At 45.3% G+C, this 19,959-nt stretch carries 17 protein-coding genes and 2 pseudogenes; 12 read left to right on the top strand and 7 right to left on the bottom strand.

The genetic code is table 11. From position 1 onward, the window contains the following. The first annotated feature begins 249 nt into the window (after positions 1-249). The 4 genes from ASG85_RS04555 to ASG85_RS04540 all read left to right on the top strand — a co-directional run bounded on the left by ASG85_RS04555 (position 250) and on the right by ASG85_RS04540 (position 3,637). Positions 250-1,059, top strand: a complete 810-nt coding sequence (locus ASG85_RS04555) for a transporter substrate-binding domain-containing protein (RefSeq protein ID WP_057303620.1) — start codon at positions 250-252, stop codon at positions 1,057-1,059. A gap of 97 nt (positions 1,060-1,156) precedes the next feature. Next, positions 1,157-1,813: an amino acid ABC transporter permease gene (locus ASG85_RS04550; RefSeq protein ID WP_057303619.1), complete on the top strand. Its 657-nt coding sequence runs from the start codon at positions 1,157-1,159 to the stop codon at positions 1,811-1,813. Then, positions 1,810-2,532: an amino acid ABC transporter ATP-binding protein gene (locus ASG85_RS04545; protein ID WP_057303618.1), complete on the top strand. Its 723-nt coding sequence runs from the start codon at positions 1,810-1,812 to the stop codon at positions 2,530-2,532. Before ASG85_RS04550 ends, ASG85_RS04545 begins: the two co-directional genes overlap by 4 nt. Before the next feature lie 115 nt (positions 2,533-2,647). Next, positions 2,648-3,637 (top strand): asparaginase, encoded by a 990-nt coding sequence (locus ASG85_RS04540; RefSeq protein WP_060645491.1) that lies wholly within the window; start codon positions 2,648-2,650, stop codon positions 3,635-3,637. 31 nt (positions 3,638-3,668) lie between these two features. Here ASG85_RS04540 and ASG85_RS04535 read toward each other — a convergent pair whose 3' ends face one another. From ASG85_RS04535 to ASG85_RS04520, 4 genes are all read right to left on the bottom strand, one after another. Beyond that, positions 3,669-4,178: a DinB family protein gene (locus ASG85_RS04535; RefSeq protein WP_060645490.1), complete on the bottom strand. Its 510-nt coding sequence runs from the start codon at positions 4,176-4,178 to the stop codon at positions 3,669-3,671. Between the two features lie 4 nt (positions 4,179-4,182). Continuing rightward, on the bottom strand, positions 4,183-4,578 hold the full coding sequence (locus ASG85_RS04530) for a VOC family protein (RefSeq protein ID WP_060645489.1): 396 nt from the start codon (positions 4,576-4,578) through the stop codon (positions 4,183-4,185). A 62-nt stretch (positions 4,579-4,640) separates the two neighbouring features. Then, positions 4,641-5,615, bottom strand: a complete 975-nt coding sequence (locus tag ASG85_RS04525; protein ID WP_060645533.1) for a helix-turn-helix transcriptional regulator — start codon at positions 5,613-5,615, stop codon at positions 4,641-4,643. Positions 5,616-5,733: 118 nt separating this feature from the next. Next, complete coding sequence (locus ASG85_RS04520) at positions 5,734-7,485, bottom strand: sigma-54-dependent Fis family transcriptional regulator (protein ID WP_235550064.1); 1,752 nt, start codon at positions 7,483-7,485, stop codon at positions 5,734-5,736. A 239-nt stretch (positions 7,486-7,724) separates the two neighbouring features. On the opposite strand from ASG85_RS04520, the gene adh reads away from it, so the two are divergent. Together adh and ASG85_RS04510 are read left to right on the top strand one after the other, a co-directional pair. Further along, positions 7,725-9,245: an aldehyde dehydrogenase gene (adh, locus tag ASG85_RS04515; RefSeq protein WP_060645488.1), complete on the top strand. Its 1,521-nt coding sequence runs from the start codon at positions 7,725-7,727 to the stop codon at positions 9,243-9,245. Positions 9,246-9,257: 12 nt separating this feature from the next. Further along, the gene (locus ASG85_RS04510; RefSeq protein WP_057303612.1) at positions 9,258-9,623 is read left to right on the top strand and encodes a DUF779 domain-containing protein; all 366 of its coding nucleotides are present in this window, start codon (positions 9,258-9,260) and stop codon (positions 9,621-9,623) included. Between the two features lie 303 nt (positions 9,624-9,926). Here ASG85_RS04510 and ASG85_RS38955 read toward each other — a convergent pair. Beyond that, positions 9,927-10,022 (bottom strand): annotated as a pseudogene (locus ASG85_RS38955) (F0F1 ATP synthase subunit gamma); the annotation flags it as partial. A 750-nt stretch (positions 10,023-10,772) separates the two neighbouring features. Here ASG85_RS38955 and ASG85_RS04500 point away from each other — a divergent pair. From ASG85_RS04500 to ASG85_RS04490, 3 genes are read left to right on the top strand one after another with little or no spacing between them, the layout of a single operon-like run. Beyond that, positions 10,773-11,972: a ParM/StbA family protein gene (locus ASG85_RS04500; protein ID WP_060645486.1), complete on the top strand. Its 1,200-nt coding sequence runs from the start codon at positions 10,773-10,775 to the stop codon at positions 11,970-11,972. Further along, positions 11,969-12,415, top strand: coding sequence for a hypothetical protein (locus tag ASG85_RS04495; protein WP_060645485.1), 447 nt, complete (start codon positions 11,969-11,971; stop codon positions 12,413-12,415). Before ASG85_RS04500 ends, ASG85_RS04495 begins: the two co-directional genes overlap by 4 nt. Before the next feature lie 34 nt (positions 12,416-12,449). Continuing rightward, entirely contained in the window at positions 12,450-12,908 is a 459-nt protein-coding gene (locus ASG85_RS04490) for a hypothetical protein (RefSeq protein ID WP_057303609.1), read from the top strand. A gap of 182 nt (positions 12,909-13,090) precedes the next feature. Here ASG85_RS04490 and ASG85_RS04485 read toward each other — a convergent pair whose 3' ends face one another. Together ASG85_RS04485 and ASG85_RS04480 are read right to left on the bottom strand one after the other, a co-directional pair. Next, positions 13,091-14,131, bottom strand: coding sequence for a phosphotransferase (locus tag ASG85_RS04485; protein ID WP_060645484.1), 1,041 nt, complete (start codon positions 14,129-14,131; stop codon positions 13,091-13,093). A 198-nt stretch (positions 14,132-14,329) separates the two neighbouring features. Further along, positions 14,330-15,889, bottom strand: a pseudogene (locus ASG85_RS04480) (catalase); the annotation flags it as partial. Positions 15,890-16,045: 156 nt separating this feature from the next. Between ASG85_RS04480 and ASG85_RS04475 the strand changes: the two are divergent. The 3 genes from ASG85_RS04475 to ASG85_RS04465 are packed head-to-tail and all read left to right on the top strand — an operon-like array spanning position 16,046 to position 19,837. Further along, on the top strand, positions 16,046-17,035 hold the full coding sequence (locus tag ASG85_RS04475) for a substrate-binding domain-containing protein (RefSeq protein ID WP_060645482.1): 990 nt from the start codon (positions 16,046-16,048) through the stop codon (positions 17,033-17,035). Further along, positions 17,032-18,495, top strand: a complete 1,464-nt coding sequence (locus tag ASG85_RS04470; RefSeq protein ID WP_060645481.1) for a sensor histidine kinase — start codon at positions 17,032-17,034, stop codon at positions 18,493-18,495. Before ASG85_RS04475 ends, ASG85_RS04470 begins: the two co-directional genes overlap by 4 nt. Continuing rightward, positions 18,470-19,837 carry an AraC family transcriptional regulator gene (locus tag ASG85_RS04465; RefSeq protein WP_200961658.1) on the top strand — a complete coding sequence of 456 codons (1,368 nt, stop codon included), beginning with the start codon at positions 18,470-18,472 and terminating at the stop codon, positions 19,835-19,837. Before ASG85_RS04470 ends, ASG85_RS04465 begins: the two co-directional genes overlap by 26 nt. Positions 19,838-19,959 lie beyond the last annotated feature (122 nt).

The following is a 19,959-nucleotide window of genomic DNA, read 5'->3' as shown; positions in this document are numbered from 1 at the left end:
CTGGAGGTTTGGATTCCTTTTTTTATTTCGTTGTGATATATCATCACATGAAATAGATACCCATACGAAATGTAATCGGATACAAAATTTTCTAATGAAATTACTAGTCGCGGATGTAAACTATATTTTCATGTCATGTAATTGTTTTTGTAGGATTCTGTATGTTGCTGTAGAGCGGGAAGTAGTATGTAATTACAAAGTGATCAAATTAATCGATCTCAAATTTAATAGAAGAAAAGGGGTTCTTACATGAAAAAAGGTTTATCAGTAGTACTTGGAACGGTTATAGCTTTAACACTTAGTGCTTGTGGAAATGGTGCAACTACGGATAATAAGTCTACGCAGACTACACAACCTGCACAAACAGCAGCAGCAGTTAAGAAATACACGTTCGGTACGGATGCGACGTATCCCCCTTTCGAGTTTCAAAAAGATGGCAAGTACATTGGAATAGATATTGATTTAATCAACGCAATTGCCAAAGAAGAGGGATTTGAAGTTGAATTAAAACCTATGAATTTTAAAGGAATTATACCTGCTATTACATCCAAACAATTGGATGGCGCTATTGCCGGCATCAGTATTACGGACGAACGTAAACAGGTTGTTGCCCTTTCGGATCCGTATTACACAGCCGGACTTTCGCTAATCGTCCGAGAAGATAATACAACAATCAAAACGCCTGAAGACTTGAAGGGGAAAGTCATTGCCATTAAAAAAGGTACTTCCGGAGCAAAACAAGCAGATGAATATGGTAAAAAATATGGCGCTACAGTGAAGTATTTCGATGATAGTCCGGCCATGTATCAAGAAGTCGCCAATAAAAACGCCGATGTAACGATTGAAGACTTTCCGGTGATCTCGTATAAGATTGCAGTTGATCCGAATTCCAAGCTGAAAATTGTTGGGGATCGTTTGAACGGCGATAACTATGGTATTGCGGTGAGTAAGGAAAACGAAGAATTGATGAAAAAAATTAATGATGGAATCAAAAAGGTAAAAGCTAACGGAAAATACGATGAAATTATCAGCACTTATATGGGAAAATCCACTAAATAGATAACACAAGCGCTAACCTTTTGTCACCCAATGTTCGATGGGCCTCAGAAGGTTAGCGTCATTATGAATTCCATTAAAAAGGAAGGGTTGGGATCCGGTGACTTCCTCGTTGCAGGTTATTTTAGATGCACTACCCATGCTGCTGAAAGGCGCTTTAATTACCTTTAAAATTGTTATCATCTCTTTACCGATCGCTTTTCTTATTGGTTTAATTACGGGTTTGATGAATGTTTCTTCTAGTAAAATTCTTCGGGGTATTGCTTCTTCTTATGTTGATATCATTCGGGGAACACCACTGTTAGTTCAGGTCTTCTTTGAGTATTTTGGTATACCCGCTTTCTTTGATATTCGGATACCGGCAGAGACTGCAGGTATTATTGCCATTAGCTTAAATGCTGGTGCTTATATAGCTGAGATTTTCCGTGGGGGCATTAACTCAATTAACAAGGGACAGATGGAAGCGGCACGCTCGTTGGGGCTTAGTAAATGGCTAACGATGCGATTGGTCATTTTACCACAAGCCATTCGCCGGATGATACCTGCTTTCGTCAATCAATTCATTGTAAGTATTAAGGATACTTCCCTTTTGTCCGTCATCGGAATTAGTGAGTTGACACAGAGCGGGGAGATTATTATCTCTGCCAACTATCGTGCTTTTGAGATCTGGGGAGTTGTAGGTGTCATTTACTTTATTATCATCTATGCTTTATCCCGCTTAGCTCGCGTATTTGAGAGGAGGTATGCTTCCAAATGATCGTCGTACAAAACTTGAAAAAGAAATTCGGTACGAACGAAGTGCTGAAAGATATTTCAACTACGATCCAAGAGAAAGAAGTGGTTTGCGTGATTGGACCCTCTGGATCAGGAAAGAGTACATTCCTGCGTTGTCTGAATCTTCTTGAGGATGTGACGTCTGGAAAAGTTGTGATCGGTGATGTCGAAGTGACTTCACCTAACACGAATATCGATCATTTACGCCAAAATGTAGGTATGGTTTTTCAGCTCTTTAACTTATTTCCGCATCTGACCGTATTGGAAAATATCATGCTGGCCCCTAAGCACATCAAAAAGGCAGATAAGCAGCAAAATGAACAAAAAGCCATGCAACTGCTGAACAAAGTCGGCTTAGCCGGGAAGCGGGATGCGTACCCTGATCAGTTGTCTGGCGGACAACAGCAGCGTGTAGCTATTGCCCGTGCGCTGGCTATGAATCCGCGTGTGATGTTATTCGATGAACCGACTTCGGCCTTAGACCCCGAGATGGTCGGTGAGGTGCTGCAAGTGATGAAGGATTTAGCCCATGAAGGAATCACCATGATCGTCGTAACGCATGAAATGGGCTTCGCGCGCGAGGTGGCAGATCGTGTCATCTTCATGGATGGAGGGTATATCGTAGAAGAAGGATCACCTTCCGAACTATTCGATTCCCCCAAACACGAACGTACCCAAGCATTTCTTAGCAAAATCCTATAATTGGATCTATAATAAGGTTATATAAACTCACCTCTAGCAGGTCGCTCTTTTTTGAACGAACTTGATAGAGGTTTTCTATATTTGAAACTGGATACCATGCGAAAGGAACATTTCTATGAAAAAGATACTTTTGTTAGCTACGGGTGGGACCATTGCATCTGTAGTTGGTGAAGATGGATTGACCCCGGGGATGACGGCCGACGAACTGATAAGCTATCTGCCGGCACATAATCACCTGTATCAGGTAGACAGTAGCGTTCTGATGGAAATTGACAGCACGAACATGCAGCCTGAATTTTGGGTCCGCATCGCGGAAGCCGTATATAAGAATTATGAGGATTATGACGGATTTGTGATCACGCATGGAACGGATACGATGAGTTATACATCAGCCGCGCTTTCCTATATGCTGCAAAATATGAGTAAGCCGGTTGTTATTACAGGTTCTCAGGTTCCTATCCACAACAACCACACTGATGCCATCCAAAACATGCGTAACGCTGCCCAGTTTGCCTGTGAAGACATTGGCGGTGTATTTATAGTTTTTGATGGCAAGGTGATTAACGGGACAAGAGCCGTGAAAGTGAGAACCCGCAGTTACGATGCCTTTGAAAGCATTAATCATCCGTATGTGGCGTACTTTGAAGGCGATGAAATCAAGTACACTTCGTCTGGTATACCTGTACACAATAAAGAGATAGAGCTGGACATAGCGCTATGTCCCGATGTTTTTTTGTTAAAGCTGCATCCAGGTACGAAGCCTGAGCTTTTCGACTATTTGAAACAACACTATAGAGGTGTAATTATTGAAGGCTTTGGTTTAGGAGGGGTGCCTACCCAAGGTCGCAACCTTCTTCCAAAAATCATTGAGCTTATAGAAGCTGGAGTCGCTGTTGTCATTACAACACAATGTCTGGAAGAAGGCGGCGATTTGACGCTTTATGAAGTTGGGCGAAGAGTAGGCAGAGAACAGATTATTTCGTCGAAGGATATGAATAAAGAAGCGATCGTTCCGAAATTGATGTGGGCATTAGGCAAAACCAATGACCTCAAAGAGGTAAAGGAATTGATGGAAACGTCGATCGCTGATGATACCACTTTATAAAAAAAGTGTTAGTTCGATAGCGGATCTTATTTCACTTATTTACATCATATAAGTAAAACACATAATCACTAGATACACCTGCATGTCCGAGCTGACGGAGCATAGAAGTGATGTTGCCGCGGTGGTAAGTGCCGTGATTAACAACGTGCTGGATAAGCTCTTCAATGCTGGCATGCAGGACGCCATATTTCGGATTCGGAAAGTCTTTCATAGCTTGCCAATCGACATCGCTATTCAAAAAGGTTCTGTAAGCCTCGGCTAGCTCCAAGAAGGCGGCCTCTAGTTGTTTCAAGCTCTTCCCTTTGGTCTTTTCTTCAACAGTCACGATCAGCTCTCTGATTTGCTCATAGCTGTTTCCCTTCATGCCGGATAACCAGACAGTATCCACTCTGTAGATGTGCACAAGGCCGGCATGTATGGTTGGAAATACATCGCTCAACTCCTGCAGCAAAATTTCCTCCGGCAGTTCCTCTAAACGAGTGAAAACCCGCTTATTAGCCCATACATGATACTCGTAATTTTTGAGAATTTGAGTAGACATCGGATCAATCCTCCTTCTTATTTGCTTGATAGAGTTCTATTAATGTGCCATCTGCATCCCGAAAATGGGCAAGTCGTCCATTCCATGTCGGATGATTAAATGGTTCTTTGACGAATTTGATGCCTTTATCTGATAAACGATGGTAGGTATCATCTATATTTTCAACTTCAATATTGAGTACAAAATTCGTTGCATAGCTGCCGTTTTGCCCCAAATCTTCGCCCAATGCTTCACCCATGGCTTTGCGGGACAGCAGCTCGATACGAGCAGCGCCCGTGTTAAACAACGCGTACTCCATCGACTCTTCATACCAGTCTGCTTTCAATTCTAATAGATCCCTATAAAAAGCTGCGCTTTTGTGAAAATCATCTACCAAAATACGAACTTGTAATAAATTCATGATCGTTCCTCCTTAGGTTTCACCTAAGACCCATTGTAGCCCATCTTCACTGACAGAAACGGTCAGTCAAGCTGCGCAGCCGCATAATAATTGTGTAAATTTTTCGTTACCTCAATCATTTGGTTTTGGAGCAGCTGCGGCTCTTTAATGCGAAGGGTCCCCCCATAAGTCAGAAGAAAGTAGGGAAGATTAAACAAGATGTATCGCTCTTCCAGTTTAAAATGTGCTTCAAGCTGCGAACGATCTACCAAGGCATGGGCCAGAAACCAATGACCACAAAGATCATCTAGTGCTTGCTCTCTTCCTGTAATTTTGACAGAAATGAGCTCATCTGGCTTATCCGAATCAGGCAGCACACCTGAAAGGATAAATTGGCGCGCCGAGAAATCAGCAGGCCGTTCAAACGTCTTCTCCGTCGTTTCCAAATTTCGAATACGATCGATGCGAAAGCTTCGAATTTCTTTGCGAAGATGACAATGACCTACCACATACCATTTGCTTTTCCAGCAAACAAGTCCGTAAGGATCCAAATCACGAGCTTCTATGACAGATCCGTAGCCTTTTTGATAGTGCATAAATAGCGTAACGCTCTGAGCCACCGCCATTTCTACTTCTTGAAGCAGGGATACTTGCGAAGCATCAGCTTGGGGAAGAATGACGTCAAGACCTTGCTCATGTAGATGGATTTGATGGCGTTGTGTTTCATTGGTATACATTTTCAGCTTAGCGACGGCCTGACTTAATTTCACTCCAAACGGATACCCCGCCTCCTGGGCAAAAGCGGCCGCGTGAATTAACGCTTTTTGTTCATCTAGATCAAATACAAGCGGAGCTTCATTGAAATGACCAAGCAAGCTATAACCGCCATTATGCCCGGAATCAGAAATAATCGGGACTCCGCTGGCACATAAAGCATCGATGTATCGATAGACGGTTCTGATGTTTATCTCCAGCTTCTCAGCAAGCTGCTTACCTGTTATTCGCTTCTGAGATTTGAGCAACCACAGGATAGAAAGCATATGATCAGCTTTTGACATAACCCATATTCCTTTCCTAGGAAATGCTTTCCATATGGCTCCATCATACCATTGATAGACCGATGAAAAAAACACCCAATCTCCAAGAGATGGGGCGCTAGGTCTAGCTAATATTTCATTAAAATAACGTTATGCCGTACTCTTCAATCTTGCGATATAGCGTCGTTCTTCCGATTTTCAATTGACCGGCGGCCTTGCTAAGGTTCCATTCCGAGGCCTTCAGCGCCTTTTTGATCGCCGTGATTTCTGCATCCTTCAACGTAAGTGAGTGATCTTTGCCTGATCCTGCTTGCACAGCCTCATCGGATTCTTCGAACGATAGATGCTCAGGGTTAATCGCCTGTCCTCCAGCTAGGAAGACCGCCTGCATAAGAATGCCGCTAAGCTCTCTTATATTGCCCGGCCAGCTATAGGTTAACAGCTTCTGCTGCGCGGCTTCCGTTAGGAATGGACAGGGCGAAGCATGCTTTTGGAGTAAATACCCAGCTAATGTCAAAATATCGCTTCTTTCACGTAAAGACGGCAGTGTAATATGTATCCCTTTCAACCTGTAATAGAGATCGGCCCGAAATCGGCCTGCCTTTATCTCCGTGGCCAAGTCCTTATTCGTTGCTGCAATGACTCTAATGTTAATTGCTTTGCTCTTCGCGCTGCCTACCGGAGTAACCATGCCTTCCTGGAGTACTCTTAATAAAGCAGCCTGAGCACGTAGAGGCATGTCGCCTATCTCATCGAGAAAAATAGTACCCTTATGCGCGGCCTCGAATTTCCCGGCATTGCCGTCTTTGTTCGCTCCCGTGAAGGCACCGCGAGCGTATCCGAACAATTCACTCTCGATCAGGCTGTCCGGGATGGCACTGCAATTCAGTGCAATGAACGGCTCTGCCGACCGGGGGCTAGCGGTATGAATGGATTGCGCGAACAATTCCTTTCCGACGCCGCTTTCACCCAGTAATAAGACTGGAAAATCAGTCGCAGCTGCCTTCTTGGCCAGTTCTTTCTTCTGTATGATGGTCGGACACGTGCCGATAATATCTCTAAACGTATACAAATGCTGCTCGTTTGCTGCCTGCTTCTGAATGGAGACGGACTGCCACAGCTTCTGATGCTCATTATGAATGGTTTCGACCGCAAAGCCTTCCAGCTTCGTAAACACTTTGCCGATTGCATCACTTCCAACCATGCGGATGGCGGCATGATTAGCTCGAAGGATGCGGTTATCCCGGCTTAGAGAGAGCAGCGGCAAAGGATGATTAAGTGAGGAATGCTCGAGTTCTCTGAGGGTAATGAGATGCTCCTTCTTCGACTCTTCCAGCAGAATTTTGTTCTGCAGGGAAAGGGCTGCCATACAGGCAAGTGTAAACGTATAGGCGTGGTAATTCTCTTGTTTGCCGCTAATATTGATGATACCGATCAGCTCGCCGATGGAATTGAAGACGGGGGCCGAGGCGCAGGTCAAAAAGTGATTGGAGTTGAAATAATGCTCTTCGGCATGCACACGGACGGGTTTTTTCTCTGCGAGGGCGACACCAATGGCATTTGTTCCTTTTCTTCTCTCGGCCCAATTTGCTCCTACTTGCAGCTGAACCGCTAACGCTCGGCGGGAGAAATCGATGTCTCCGACCGTGTGAATAATGGTTCCCTCCGAATCGATTAGCAGCGCCATCTGGCCGGATTGTTTGATGCCTGTGTGCATTTGCTCGAATATTTGCTCCGTGTAATGAATGGTTTGCTCGTTTTGCCTTAATAGAGATTGCATGTGGCTTCCGGTTAGAATGTTATCGTCAATGGGGTCGGTGGGCATTAAACCAAGTTCGTGACAGCGCTTCCAAGATGACGCCGCCGCTTCTGATAAAAAGTTATTTTCCACGGATAGCAAAAATAAAACACCTCCATTGCAATCGGTTTCCTAATCCGATCATATCATAGTTGCTTTTATTAATGGAGTACTGAAAGAAAGAATGTCCCAAAGTGGAACACTTCCGTTGTTTCAGAGCGGAACAAAACGAGTAAGCGCTCACCGCAGAGCCTTATTGGACGGCATTCAATAGGTTGGCACGATCCTTGCTTATTTATTTAACGTATTCCATTTTAAGGAGGCTGAGCTAAATGATTTATGCACAACCTGGACAAAACGGATCAAAGGTTACATTTAAAAAACGGTACGAAAATTTCATTGGAGGACAGTGGACTGCGCCTATTAAGGGCCAATACTTTGACAATCCATCACCAGTAAATAACCGCGTTTTCTGCGAGGTTCCACGCTCATCCTCAGAGGATATCGAGCTGGCTTTAGATGCCGCGCATGCTGCAAAGGACGCATGGGGGCGCACCTCCGTTGCGGAACGTGCCGTCATTTTAAATAAAATTGCCGATCGCATGGAAGCGAATTTGGAAATGCTTGCGGTTGCCGAGACCTGGGATAACGGGAAGCCGGTTCGGGAAACGCTTGCGGCTGATCTGCCGCTGGCGATCGATCATTTTCGCTATTTTGCAGGATGTATTCGCGCTCAGGAGGGTTCGCTCAGCCAATTGGATGATAATATGGTGGCTTACCATTTTAATGAACCCCTTGGCGTCGTGGGTCAGATTATACCGTGGAACTTTCCACTGCTTATGGCGACGTGGAAGCTTGCTCCGGCACTTGCGGCCGGAAATGCGGTCGTCCTGAAGCCAGCTGAGCAAACGCCGGCATCCATACTGGTACTGATCGAGCTCATCCAAGATTTGCTGCCGCCGGGCGTACTCAACATCGTCAACGGCTTCGGACTTGAAGCCGGTAAACCGCTTGCCTCGAGCAGCCGGATCGCGAAAATCGCCTTTACCGGCGAGACGACAACAGGCCGCTTAATTATGCAGTATGCTTCGCAAAACCTGATACCGGTCACCTTGGAGCTGGGTGGCAAGTCGCCGAACATTTTCTTTGAGGATGTGGTCGCACGTGATGATGCTTTCTTCAATAAAGCAATCGAAGGCTTTGCGATGTTCGCCCTGAATCAGGGGGAAGTTTGTACCAGCCCATCACGCGCATTAATTCAGGAATCGATTTATGATCAATTTATGGAAAAAGCCTTGAAACGGGTAGCTGCCATCAAGCAAGGCAATCCTCTAGATACGGATACGATGATTGGTGCACAAGCCTCAACCGAGCAGGTTGAGAAAATCATGAGCTATATCCATATCGGTGCAGAGGAAGGTGCTGAATGCCTCATCGGCGGCGGTCGGGCAAAGGTGGATGGAGATATTTCCGAAGGCTACTACATTCAGCCGACAGTTCTGAAGGGGCATAACAAAATGAGAATCTTCCAAGAGGAGATTTTCGGACCGGTTCTTTCCGTTACGACGTTCAAGGATCAAGAAGAGGCGCTGGCGATCGCGAATGACACGCTCTATGGCCTTGGCTCCGGCGTTTGGACGCGCGACATGAACACAGCCTACCGGATGGGGCGCAGCATTCAAGCTGGCCGCGTATGGACGAATTGCTACCATGCGTATCCTGCCCATGCGGCCTTCGGCGGCTATAAGAGCTCGGGCATTGGCCGCGAGAATCACAAAATGATGCTCTCCCATTACCAGCAAACCAAAAATCTACTCGTTAGCTACAGCCCTGACGCACTGGGCTTCTTCTAAGAGAGCCGCACGATGACGATAGAAGTGAGCAAGGTTGTTGCTACCGATGCCGCTCTAGAGCTAATCGAACTCGTAAAGGCCAAGCATGGCCCTGTTATGTTCCATCAATCCGGCGGTTGCTGCGATGGCAGCTCTCCGATGTGCTATGCGCAAGGGGAGTTCCTTATCGGCGACAGCGACGTATGGCTAGGGGATATAGGCGGCGCACCCTTCTATATGAGCAAGCCGCAATACGACTATTGGAAGAATACGATGCTCATCATCGATGTGGTGCCTGGCAGAGGCGGGATGTTCTCGCTTGAGGGGCCGGAAGGGCGACGTTTTCTGACTCGCTCGAGGATGTTCTCGGATGAAGAGCGGCGTGTGCTGGGTCTCTAAGTTTTTTATCGGGTAGGATCAAAACCCCTGCTTCCTTGACGAAGGAAGCAGGGGTTTTTGTGCTGCAGGCAGAGAAGATAGGTTCCTTCATATTCGGCCTACGATCATGAAGCAATATCGCAAAAAGGCTGCATGTGCATGATTCAACGGTAAGCCGCACCGGAAATAATAGCATGTTGTACAGCGTGCAACAATTTCCTTGATTTCTTCCTGGCAAGCTAAGGATGTTGTATGTTGGAGACCGTCGATTGATTCATTATGTCTCTCACAACTGGTATTCAAACTCCAAAATCCGATTTTTGATAGCATCGGATACTTTACGCCTTTGGTGCCAGCTGCAATGCTTGCAACAACTTCCTTGAATTTCTCGGAGTACGGACGTGCCGCTTCCACTGATTGTCATTCGGCTTTCGTTAGGGCAAATGGGCTATAGCGGTTACCAATGTTGTATGTTATACAACAAATTGCAAGCTCAAAGGCTATTTTGCAACTTGAAGTTGCAGTTTGTACAACATTTTTAGCCCATTTGTTGCGAAATGGCCTGTATGGGACCAAATTGTTGTACATGATGCAACAACTAATGGAAATGGTGAGATTTAGGTAGTAATTGTTGCACTTTCTACAACATCATCCAGCCGCGAGCATGGATTCATTCATAGCAATCTCAATTGACCATAGTTGACGATTGAACCTGATCTACATACACCTCAATGCAGAGCAAGATTAGATGAATGAATCGATCGGTCTCTTTTGAACCACAATTTAGCCTCTTTATATGCTTTAGAGCTACTTATAGCTTATTTGCAACATTTGCGTGGAAATGGTCTTAGTTGCTTGCGTAAAATTGTACAAAATACAACATTCCACGGACAAGCATGCAAATGTCTTAACATAATCATAGTGTAAATTGTGTTGCATCAAACTCTACAAAAAGCCAAATAAAGTTTAAACTTTAAAGCTTAAATCTTAACGTTTGAATCGTGAAGTTTAAAGCTTAAATTGTAAAGTTTACATCTTAAACTTTAAACTTTAAAGTTCATTCCAACTAGCTGCTAAAAATACCAATTACTCCAAATACCCTCCCAATTGGCCCTAGTTACGCGAATCTTTATATAAACTCAAATAAGGCCACCGGAGAGGGGAATAGACTTGACAAAGAACGAAGTCTTAACCACTACCATCACGCTGTCTATCGATAATGGCAGCAGTCACGTTAAAGTGATTTACGACCATTTGGACTGTAACTTTATTTTCCCTAATGTGCTGGCACAACCGTTTGGTGAACGATTTCTTTTGATGGAACAAGGTGATCCCTTGGATTTTCTTGACGTACAGATTACATCGCCTTCGATAGAGAGCGATCAGTACCGACATGTTTACGTGGGTAACTTAGCGATCGGTGACGAAGGGATTATTCACGAAATTGTCGGGGATAAAGCGGTGCAAAAGAAGGCCCAAAGACCCGAAACGATGGTGACTCTCCTTACGGCTGCGGCGTATGCTATTGCCAAGAAACATGAGGATGCCGTCAAGCGGGGGAAAAAGCGGATTAAAGCCGCTGTCAACTTGGGTACTGGTCTGCCGATTCGTGAAATAACGAAATTCCGCGAGGAATTTGCTCATAAGATTACAGGAGGCGTACATTCCGTTACATTCGGGACAACCCCCGTATTTAAAGGGATAACGGTAGAAATGGAATTTTCGCTTCCTACTGATATCAGCATAGACGATGTATCCGGTGTTTACGACCTAGAGGCCACTTCCAAATCGCATCTATCCCACAAAGGCTTCGGCATTGCGGATGTAGGTGGCGTTGACATGGATATCGCGTTCTTCAAACCCGGCCTCGATCTGGATCAGCGGCACTCTACCGGCGCTAAGATCTACCTCAATGATGCATTAGAGAGCATTCGCAACGAGGTTAATTCGCAAGGCGAGGAATTGATCGCAAGCACGGCGGAATTGACCCTCATGCTGGTCAACAAAGAGTATGAGATTTATGCGGAGGGTAAGGTTGTTTTTGACATGACAAGCCTGATTAACCGACATATGCGTATATTAGCGGAGAAAGTGCTGAAATACGCGCGCAACTCTTGGAAGCATGTTCGCTACGCCAATGAGTTTTGGTTTATCGGCGGTGGAGCGGTCGTTTTGCAGCCATGGATTGAGAAATTAAACGCTGAGCTGGGCTTGCCCATTAAGTTTGATAGCGTGGAGCACAGCCAATTCCGAAATGTGCGAGGCACCTTTCTTATGCTTGACCACGCGCTGAAACATGCGGACGAATCCGCCGCGGCAGCCAGTGCGAATTCTGAAGGATTATCCGAGCGCGGGAGCGGTTCGGATTGAAAAAGCGTAGATCCACCGTTTACGTTCGCTCCGGTAAGGATGTTACACTCTATATTCCGTCTGATACTCCGCCGGAGGTTATCGATTATTTAAACCAACTGAAAATGGAAGGCATATTCAGTCAAGGGATCATGGATATTTTGACAAGATATGTCCGAGAAGAGCAATCGGGCAGAAGACCGATTACGGAATTATTTCCCGGGAAAGAAATGGTCTCGGACTTGGATGAGACCATTTCTCTCGCAGACAGCTATAGTGGCATGGAGTCGGCAGAGCCTATTGAACCTGCTCATGAAGCGAATGATAATTTCAACCAGCCAATGAAAGAGATCCCGGGTGCCAATGATCAGAAAAAATTCAGCTTGGCACAAATATTCAAGCAGTCTCGGCACAACTCGGGTAAGCTGGTACAACCCTCGGATCATGGCAACAATAATGAGTAGGTGAACTCCATAATAATGAAAAGGAGGACATCGGATGGACAACGGACAAGCTAAGGACGCAGCGCGTCATTTTAATCTTTCAGATGAAGTTTTTCACCATCCTGGCATGGATATTTATGCACAAATGACCTTTATCGTCTTGAAATGTTTTTCTTCGGAATCGAACATTCCAGGATTATCTGATATTGCTAAGCTCGGTCGCATGAGTCTCAAGCAGGCGACAAAGGCATTGCAACAACTTGTGGAGCTGAGAATTGTCTCGCACAAAATATTCCGCCGTATGGTGGGAGATTTCCAAGACGATCGGCTTTCCTGGGCTGCTAAGGGCTTGCTTACGTTTTGCAAAGAGAACCCGAACATCAACCTAGACGATCTAGTGGAACTATCCAGTGAATCGGGCGAGGATGAACATAGCATACGCAAGGCTCTTAAGGAATTGTACGAATATGGGTACTTGGAAGAGTACCCTGTATGGAGCAAAATCGCTAACTAAGGTATGGCGGACATAAGAATCAACTAAAAGGCATCCTGTCTAAGGGTGCCTTTTAGTTCCTATTTAGGAATTGCTATGACTATTCCAATTATAATAAAGCCCTAAGCTCACGCTGATACTTGTTTAATTCAATCCAACGAAGCATCTCCGTACCGTTCCAAGGCAATTTCGATGAAGAATGTTCAATCTGTGATTTCATTGACGACCTCAATCTCCTTAGGGATTGATTTTGTCCATTCATCTATTAAATCCATTGCTTTTAATCGGGGATCCCAGGTTTTTTTCAAAATATCGAGCATTTCACGGCTTCTTGATTCATGAGGGAACTGAGTAGCATGCCAAGCTTCTCGAGGCAATCCATATAAGGACGAAATCAATTTTCGCTCAGTCTGGTCTAATGGCCGCCGTTCTTCATACCCTTTTAACAACGCTAGTATGAAATCGGGATTGAATTGTGTAGTGTTCATGAGGGCTTTCGCTAGATCTACATAGATGGAACCCACTTTAACACGGTCCCAATCGATGATGAACAGCTGGCCATTTTCAGAAATAATGACATTAGGGGAAGTAATATCGTTGTGTATCAATGCGGGACGGTTCGCTTCCTTCTTCAAAAGATCAACGACCTCGGGGCTGTTTAAGTTAGCCCATGCCCGATCGGTAAGGCGCTTACAGTACTTTCCGTATATTTTGTACCATTTGCGGTTCCGTTCATGGTTTTGAATAGCTTTATTCATCCGTCTACGAAAGAGGCGATCTTGGATTTTCCATATTCTGATTTGATTATGCGTGGAGGGCCCTTTAGTGTCAAGGATACCACTGGATGTAGTATGTAGGGTGGCAAGGGCCCGGCCAAGCTCTTCAAAGTCTTCGTTCTTTTCCAAATTCCTCCCTTTTATCCATTCAGTCATATAGAAGGGGCGTTCGCGGTGTAAAGTCCATAACTTCCCAGAGCGGGTAGTGAGCCATTTGGGCATATAAGTGAATCCACTATTCATCAAGAGCTCTAGATACGCTGCCGTTGTTTTCATTTGGTGAACGGTACTAGTGCGGAGGAGTGCATTTCGAAAAAAGGGCTTCAAGGCATAGGTGCCCATTTTCGTTTGTACTTGAATAATCGCGTTTTCTCGGTAAAAGGATGCAACCGTGCCTGACCTCAACGCTCGAATGCCGAAGCGGCGAGTGATTTTGCGAATTCGGTGTTTCGTATAGGGATTTGCCATAGGCAACCTCGCTTTATATAAGATGGGGGAAAGGAGTAGATATTAGCTAGACTATTCATCCAGGGGGACGGCTGTATGGTCTAATACCACGAGTGCAGCAAAAAACATTCCGCTGGGACAGCGAGGGAAACGAAAAAAGACCGGAAGGCTGTGGGCCTTACCGGTCATTTCTGTAAACAGGCGTTTCGTCTTCAATTTTTAATATCCGTCTGTTCGCTTTCCTGAGTTCTCGGCAATTTCAGCACCATCTCTTTCAGCAGCGGAGCCGAGATGTGCCGATTCGACGTTAGCTTGAGCAAGACCTTCAGAAACGCGTCGACCGTAATCCGAATCGGCTTTTGTGAAATGTTCAATCATTTTATTCTGGATAATTGGTTTGCATATCTTCAGCGCATCTACCAAATTCGCAATCAATTCATCGCGTTCCCAATCTTCAAATTTACGATAGGTGTCTCCGGCTTGTCCAAAATCATTGGTTCGGCTAATTTTTTCACGGACTAATTTGTCATTATACATAGGTTGATGTTCCTTGCCGGAAGGAACCGCTTCTTTTAACCCGCCAAGCGAGGAGGGCTCGTAATTCACATGCGGATTCTGCCCGGGGGCCCGATCCACCACGATGGCCATTTGCCCATCTCGTTGGTTCGTAGCTACACGTGTTTTGGGGGCATTAATCGGCAGCTGAAGGTAGTTCGTTCCCACGCGGTATCGCTGGGTATCGGAGTAGGAGAAGGTTCGGCCCTGCAGCAGCTTGTCATCGGAAAAATCAAGACCATCGACTAGAACCCCCGTACCGAAAGCTGCCTGCTCGACTTCGGCAAAGTAATTTTCGGGGTTTTTATTCAGCACCATTTTGCCCACGGGTAAAAAAGGAAATTGTTCATGATCCCAAAGTTTAGTCGGATCAAGCGGGTCGAAATCGAGCTCAGGGTGCTCGTCATCACTCAAGATTTGAACGCAGAGCTCCCACTCCGGGTACTCACCGCGCTCGATAGCTTCATACAAATCCTGGGTGGCATGACTTACGTTTTTACCCTGTATGCCTTCTGCTTCCTTCTGAGTCAGGTTCTTCATTCCTTGCTTCAGCGGTTCCCAATGATACTTGACTAATACGGCTTGTCCTTCTTGGTTGACCCACTTGTAGGTATTCACACCAGACCCTTGCATTTGCCTATAATTGGCGGGAATCCCCCACGGAGAGAACAGGAATGTGATCATGTGGGTGGCCTCAGGAGAGTTCGATACAAAATCGAACATTTTCTCAGGGTTTTGCAGGTTGGTAACGGGGTCCGGTTTGAAGGCATGAACCATGTCCGGGAACTTCAACGGATCGCGAATAAAGAATATCTTCAAATTGTTGCCGACTAAGTCCCAGTTACCGTCCTCGGTATAAAACTTTGTGGCGAATCCACGTGGATCACGAAAGGTTTCCGGAGAGTAATTGCTGTGAACGACCGTAGAAAATCGGACAAATACTGGGGTCTGTTTACCAGCCTCTTGAAAAAGCTTGGCCCGTGTATAGGTGGAAATTGGATCATTCCCCACTTTGCCATAGGCCTCAAAATATCCATGAGCACCGGCACCTCGTGCATGAACAACACGTTCTGGAATGCGCTCCCGATCAAAATGGGATATTTTCTCGATATAGTGGTAGTTTTCGAGCGTTGAAGGTCCTCGATTTCCAATTGTTCGTATGTTTTGATTATCTGAAATCGGATGACCTTGTCGATTCGTTAGGGTCATCTCTTGATTTTCTTTGTCCATTATCCCTATCATCCTTCCTTAAAATGTCAGTAGTACCTTTTGCCATGTATAGGAAATTTATTCATCATCGAATACTAAACGTGATTTCCGTTTTATCTGCAGGCTCTGTATAATAAATCTATATTTTTTACTAAAGCTCGGGGGTGCTCCATGTCAAAGAAAAAGTGGACGGTGGGGCTGGTAGGCATAATTATTGTTTTCTGTTATTTTTTATTCCAGTTTTTATCTTCCACACTTAAGATCGATCATCTGGTCGGGCAAATGGAACAGAGCAAGGTAGTGGATAAACGTATCAAGCACGTTGTGCTGATAGCTCAAGAGATCGACAATCCATTCTGGAGAACGGTGGAACTGGGAGCCAAAGAAGCCGCGGCGCAGCTGGGTATGAAGATTGATTACATGGGGCCGATTCGCATAAATCCTGCTGAACAAATGAATCTACTGGAGAAATCGATTGCTGCCAAGCCGGATGCTATTTTGGTCCAAGGAATAAAGGAGCAGCGCTACGATCTTCTGATCAGCAAGGCTTTAGATCAAGGTATTCCAGTGATCACAGTAGACGCAGATGAACCGGAGAGCCGGCGCCTTGCCTACGTGGGAACAGATAATTGGGAAGCGGGCAAACGCATGGGGGAGCTTGTGGTGAAAGATGCTGCTGGGAAAGGCCGTATCGGCATCATGATCGGAAGTGAACTGGCGGATAATCAACAGCTTCGACTAGAGGGTTTCCGTTCAATTATTCGAAATACGCCAGGTTTTGAAATCGTCGCTGTTCGCTCATCAAATATTTCAAGGATTCAAGCTGCTAAGCAGACAGAGGCTATGATAAACCAATACACAGGTATTCAAACGATGGTTGGATTTAGCTCCTTAGATGCTGTTGGCATTGTAGAAGGACTGAAGGTAACCAATCGAGCAGATGTAAGCGTGTACGGATTTGATGACCTGGAGGAAACCAAGATGGGCATCGCCCAAGGAGCAATTCGAGCATCGATCGTTCAACAGCCCAAATTGATTGGATCCAAATCCGTTGATTTGCTAGCGGAAATTTTCAAAGGGGGCTCCATTCCGGTCCAGCACTTCACCGCTACGGATATTCTGGATCGAAACCATTTGAAGACAAGTGTGGGCAGCCCATGAATATACGTAGAATGCTATTTATTGTTATCCCGATGCTTTTTATATTGAATAACGCGGTTGCTTATTTCATCTTTGAAAGCGGAAGAACGGTGCAGATGAGCTATAATGTGATGCTGGATCGGGTATTATTGTACAAGCAAATTGCCGGACAGACGCAGGGGAATCTTCGTGCTTTGAATGTTTACTTAATGGATCGAACAGAGAACAGCCGCAAGGTCTATATAAGTCAGAGGGATGAGCTTAATCAACTGCGGGAAAGCATGTTTGCACAAGGGGCGATTATTCCAACTACTGATCTAGCAGTTCGCAGTTATCGCAATATGATCGATACTTTTATAGGGCAAGAAGCGGGTGTCATAGAGGCTTTAAACAGCCAAGGCTCTTTGGCTTATGCGGCTTTCTACGAAGAGGCTGAGCAGACAGCCGCGTACATCCAAACAGAAGGACATCAACTTATTGATTTGGAACTCAGTTATTATCAGCCTTTTTACAAACAAATTCTTATCCAAACCGAAGTTATGAATCATTGGGGAGTTGCTATTTTTATTTTAAATACGCTGATAAGCGTCTTGTTTGCTTATTGGATTTCCCTAGGTATTACCCGACCGATCAAGCAGTTGGCCTTAACGGCGCAACTAATCTCAGACGGGAATTTGCAAGCTCCCCCTCCGCAGATTAGCGAGCATAATGAGTTTGGAATGTTATCTAGGGCTTTTGGGCGCATGCAAGACAATTTGAAAGTACTGATTATGAAAGAGAAAGAAAGCTTGGAAAAGGACAAGCTGGTCAAAGAATTAGAGCTGGAGGTTTTGCAAAATCAGATCAACCCGCACTTTCTCTTTAATTCCTTGAATGTCATATCCAAGCTTGCGCTGCTCGAGGGTGCTGAGAAAACAAGCGATCTCACGGTATCCATGTCAAATCTTCTTCGATATAATCTTCGAAAATTGGATCGTCCGGTGACGCTCAGGGATGAGGTCGAGCATGCCAAAGAGTATTTTACCATCCAACAGGCACGCTTTCGCGACCGGATTCAGTTCGTAACGGAAATTGACGAGAGCGGACTGGACGTGTACGTTCCCATGCTAACCCTTCAACCGATACTTGAGAACGTCTTTGTCCACGGTATTGAGGGAATGGAAGAAGGGGCTGAGATTAAGCTGGGCATTGCGTGCGAGACTGGTGAGGTAAGGGTCTCCATATCAGATAATGGGATCGGTATGAGCGAGGAGGTCCGTGAGTCTCTGCTTCACTTCGAATCCGAACCGCTGCTTGATCAAGAAAAGGGACAATCGACGGGGTTAGGCACGCGTAATGTGTTTAGACGACTCGAATTATTTTATGGAAAAAAGAATCTTGTAGATATTCACAGTGAGCCGGGCCAAGGGACGACTGTCCTCATCCGGATTCCTACTGCAGGAAAGGAGGATGGGGATGTATCGCCTACTGATCGCAGATGATGAAGCTTTAGAGAGAGAAGGTATTGAGTGGATCGTTACCCGAATGATGCCGAATACGTTTGAAATTATTCATGCAGAGAATGGCCGTGTGGCGATTCAAAAGGCAGATGAATTTCGACCGCATATCGTTCTGATGGATATTCGAATGCCGGGCATTCAAGGCCTTGAAGCGTTAAAGGAAATCAAGGCTCATAGTCCGCAGATCAAGATGGTACTGGTTACAGCCTATGAACAATTTGAATACGCTAAAGAAGCCCTTTCCTTGGGAGTAAAAGAGTACCTGATCAAACCGGCTAAACGCGATCAAATCGTTGCACTCCTCCAGCGGCTGGTAGCTGAAATTGACCAGGACCAAAGAAAGCGCGACGAGGAATTCGCAATGCGCGATAAGTATTTCCAGCTGCTCCCGCTGGCGGAAACGGAAATGGCTCTGGTCTTTATGTCCGATCAAGTGAATGAAACCGAGTTGGGGTATCTGGCTGATATCCTCGAGCTTTCCATAGATAAAGGCTGTGCGCTTGTGCTCGCTTTGCCGGAATTCGGGCATACATCCGAGCAGGAATTAGGCATCGAGAAGAAAAAGGTTTACGAAACGGTAAAAAACTTCGCCAAAGGCTTTATCAAGAATAGGGTCGGCTGTGTGGTCAGTTCCATGGTCCATTGGCACATGGTCATTTTTCTACTCGAAAAGGCAGACATCAAGGATGAGGTATTGCGGGAAGAGGCTCATTTGCTAGGCGCTAAGCTGGTTGAGACACTTCACCAACAGCGTAATTTAGACGCTAATGTAGGCATTGGGTCCGTCCAAATGGAGATTGAGGGAATAAGGAGATCGTATTTTGAAGCCGTCTTCGCATCTACGTATCCTAAAAGGTGGGGTAACCTTTGCTCATTTGAGGATATGAAAATGCTTTCCCTAGAAGGTGAGCGGGAAACGGCTGATAAGTTGATTGCAGAAAAGACTACCGAACGCACGTACGTGGAATTGGCCATCAAACGAATTCGTGAGGAACGTGAGCAGCGAACATGGAGTGTCCTAGACAACGCCATCACGTTCATTCAAGATAAATTCAACGAGGAGCTTTCCCTCGAAGATGTTGCGGAACATGTCCATTTGAACCCGTATTATTTCAGTAAAGTATTCAAACAGCAAACGGGAGAAACCTTCATTGATTATGTGACAAGGCTGCGGATCGAAAGGGCCAAAGAATTCATAAACGAAGGGCAATTCAGCTTAAAGGAAGTCTGCTATATGGTTGGTTATAAAGATCCTAATTATTTCAGCCGAGTATTTAAAAAGGTAACAGGGGTAACGCCCACCGAATACCGCAACCAACTTTAATAAAGACAAAGGTTCATGTAGAGATGCATGGACTTTTTTGCTTTTACACAACAAAAATATGCTAGTCTGCCGCCCTATATCAGGCGGAGAATTACAGGCATCAATATTATGCTTGTAAACAG

The sequence above is a fragment of the Paenibacillus sp. Soil724D2 genome (assembly GCF_001427935.1).
Classification (GTDB): domain Bacteria; phylum Bacillota; class Bacilli; order Paenibacillales; family NBRC-103111; genus Paenibacillus_E.
Note: the sequence above shows the minus strand (reverse complement) of the source record. Positions and strands in the feature narration are given on the sequence as shown.

Bases quoted from the DNA above. Each gene is read 5' to 3' on its own strand.
- ASG85_RS04465 (WP_200961658.1), top strand. From the start codon at position 18,470: ATGTATCGCCTACTGATCGCAGATGATGAAGCTTTAGAGAGAGAAGGT.
- ASG85_RS04545 (WP_057303618.1), top strand. From the start codon at position 1,810: ATGATCGTCGTACAAAACTTGAAAAAGAAATTCGGTACGAACGAAGTG.
- ASG85_RS04490 (WP_057303609.1), top strand. From the start codon at position 12,450: ATGGACAACGGACAAGCTAAGGACGCAGCGCGTCATTTTAATCTTTCA.
- ASG85_RS04485 (WP_060645484.1), bottom strand. From the start codon at position 14,131: ATGGCAAATCCCTATACGAAACACCGAATTCGCAAAATCACTCGCCGC.
- adh (WP_060645488.1), top strand. From the start codon at position 7,725: ATGATTTATGCACAACCTGGACAAAACGGATCAAAGGTTACATTTAAA.
- ASG85_RS04470 (WP_060645481.1), top strand. From the start codon at position 17,032: ATGAATATACGTAGAATGCTATTTATTGTTATCCCGATGCTTTTTATA.
- ASG85_RS04535 (WP_060645490.1), bottom strand. From the start codon at position 4,178: ATGTCTACTCAAATTCTCAAAAATTACGAGTATCATGTATGGGCTAAT.
- ASG85_RS04510 (WP_057303612.1), top strand. From the start codon at position 9,258: ATGACGATAGAAGTGAGCAAGGTTGTTGCTACCGATGCCGCTCTAGAG.
- ASG85_RS04530 (WP_060645489.1), bottom strand. From the start codon at position 4,578: ATGAATTTATTACAAGTTCGTATTTTGGTAGATGATTTTCACAAAAGC.
- ASG85_RS04540 (WP_060645491.1), top strand. From the start codon at position 2,648: ATGAAAAAGATACTTTTGTTAGCTACGGGTGGGACCATTGCATCTGTA.
- ASG85_RS04525 (WP_060645533.1), bottom strand. From the start codon at position 5,615: ATGTCAAAAGCTGATCATATGCTTTCTATCCTGTGGTTGCTCAAATCT.
- ASG85_RS04555 (WP_057303620.1), top strand. From the start codon at position 250: ATGAAAAAAGGTTTATCAGTAGTACTTGGAACGGTTATAGCTTTAACA.
- ASG85_RS04475 (WP_060645482.1), top strand. From the start codon at position 16,046: ATGTCAAAGAAAAAGTGGACGGTGGGGCTGGTAGGCATAATTATTGTT.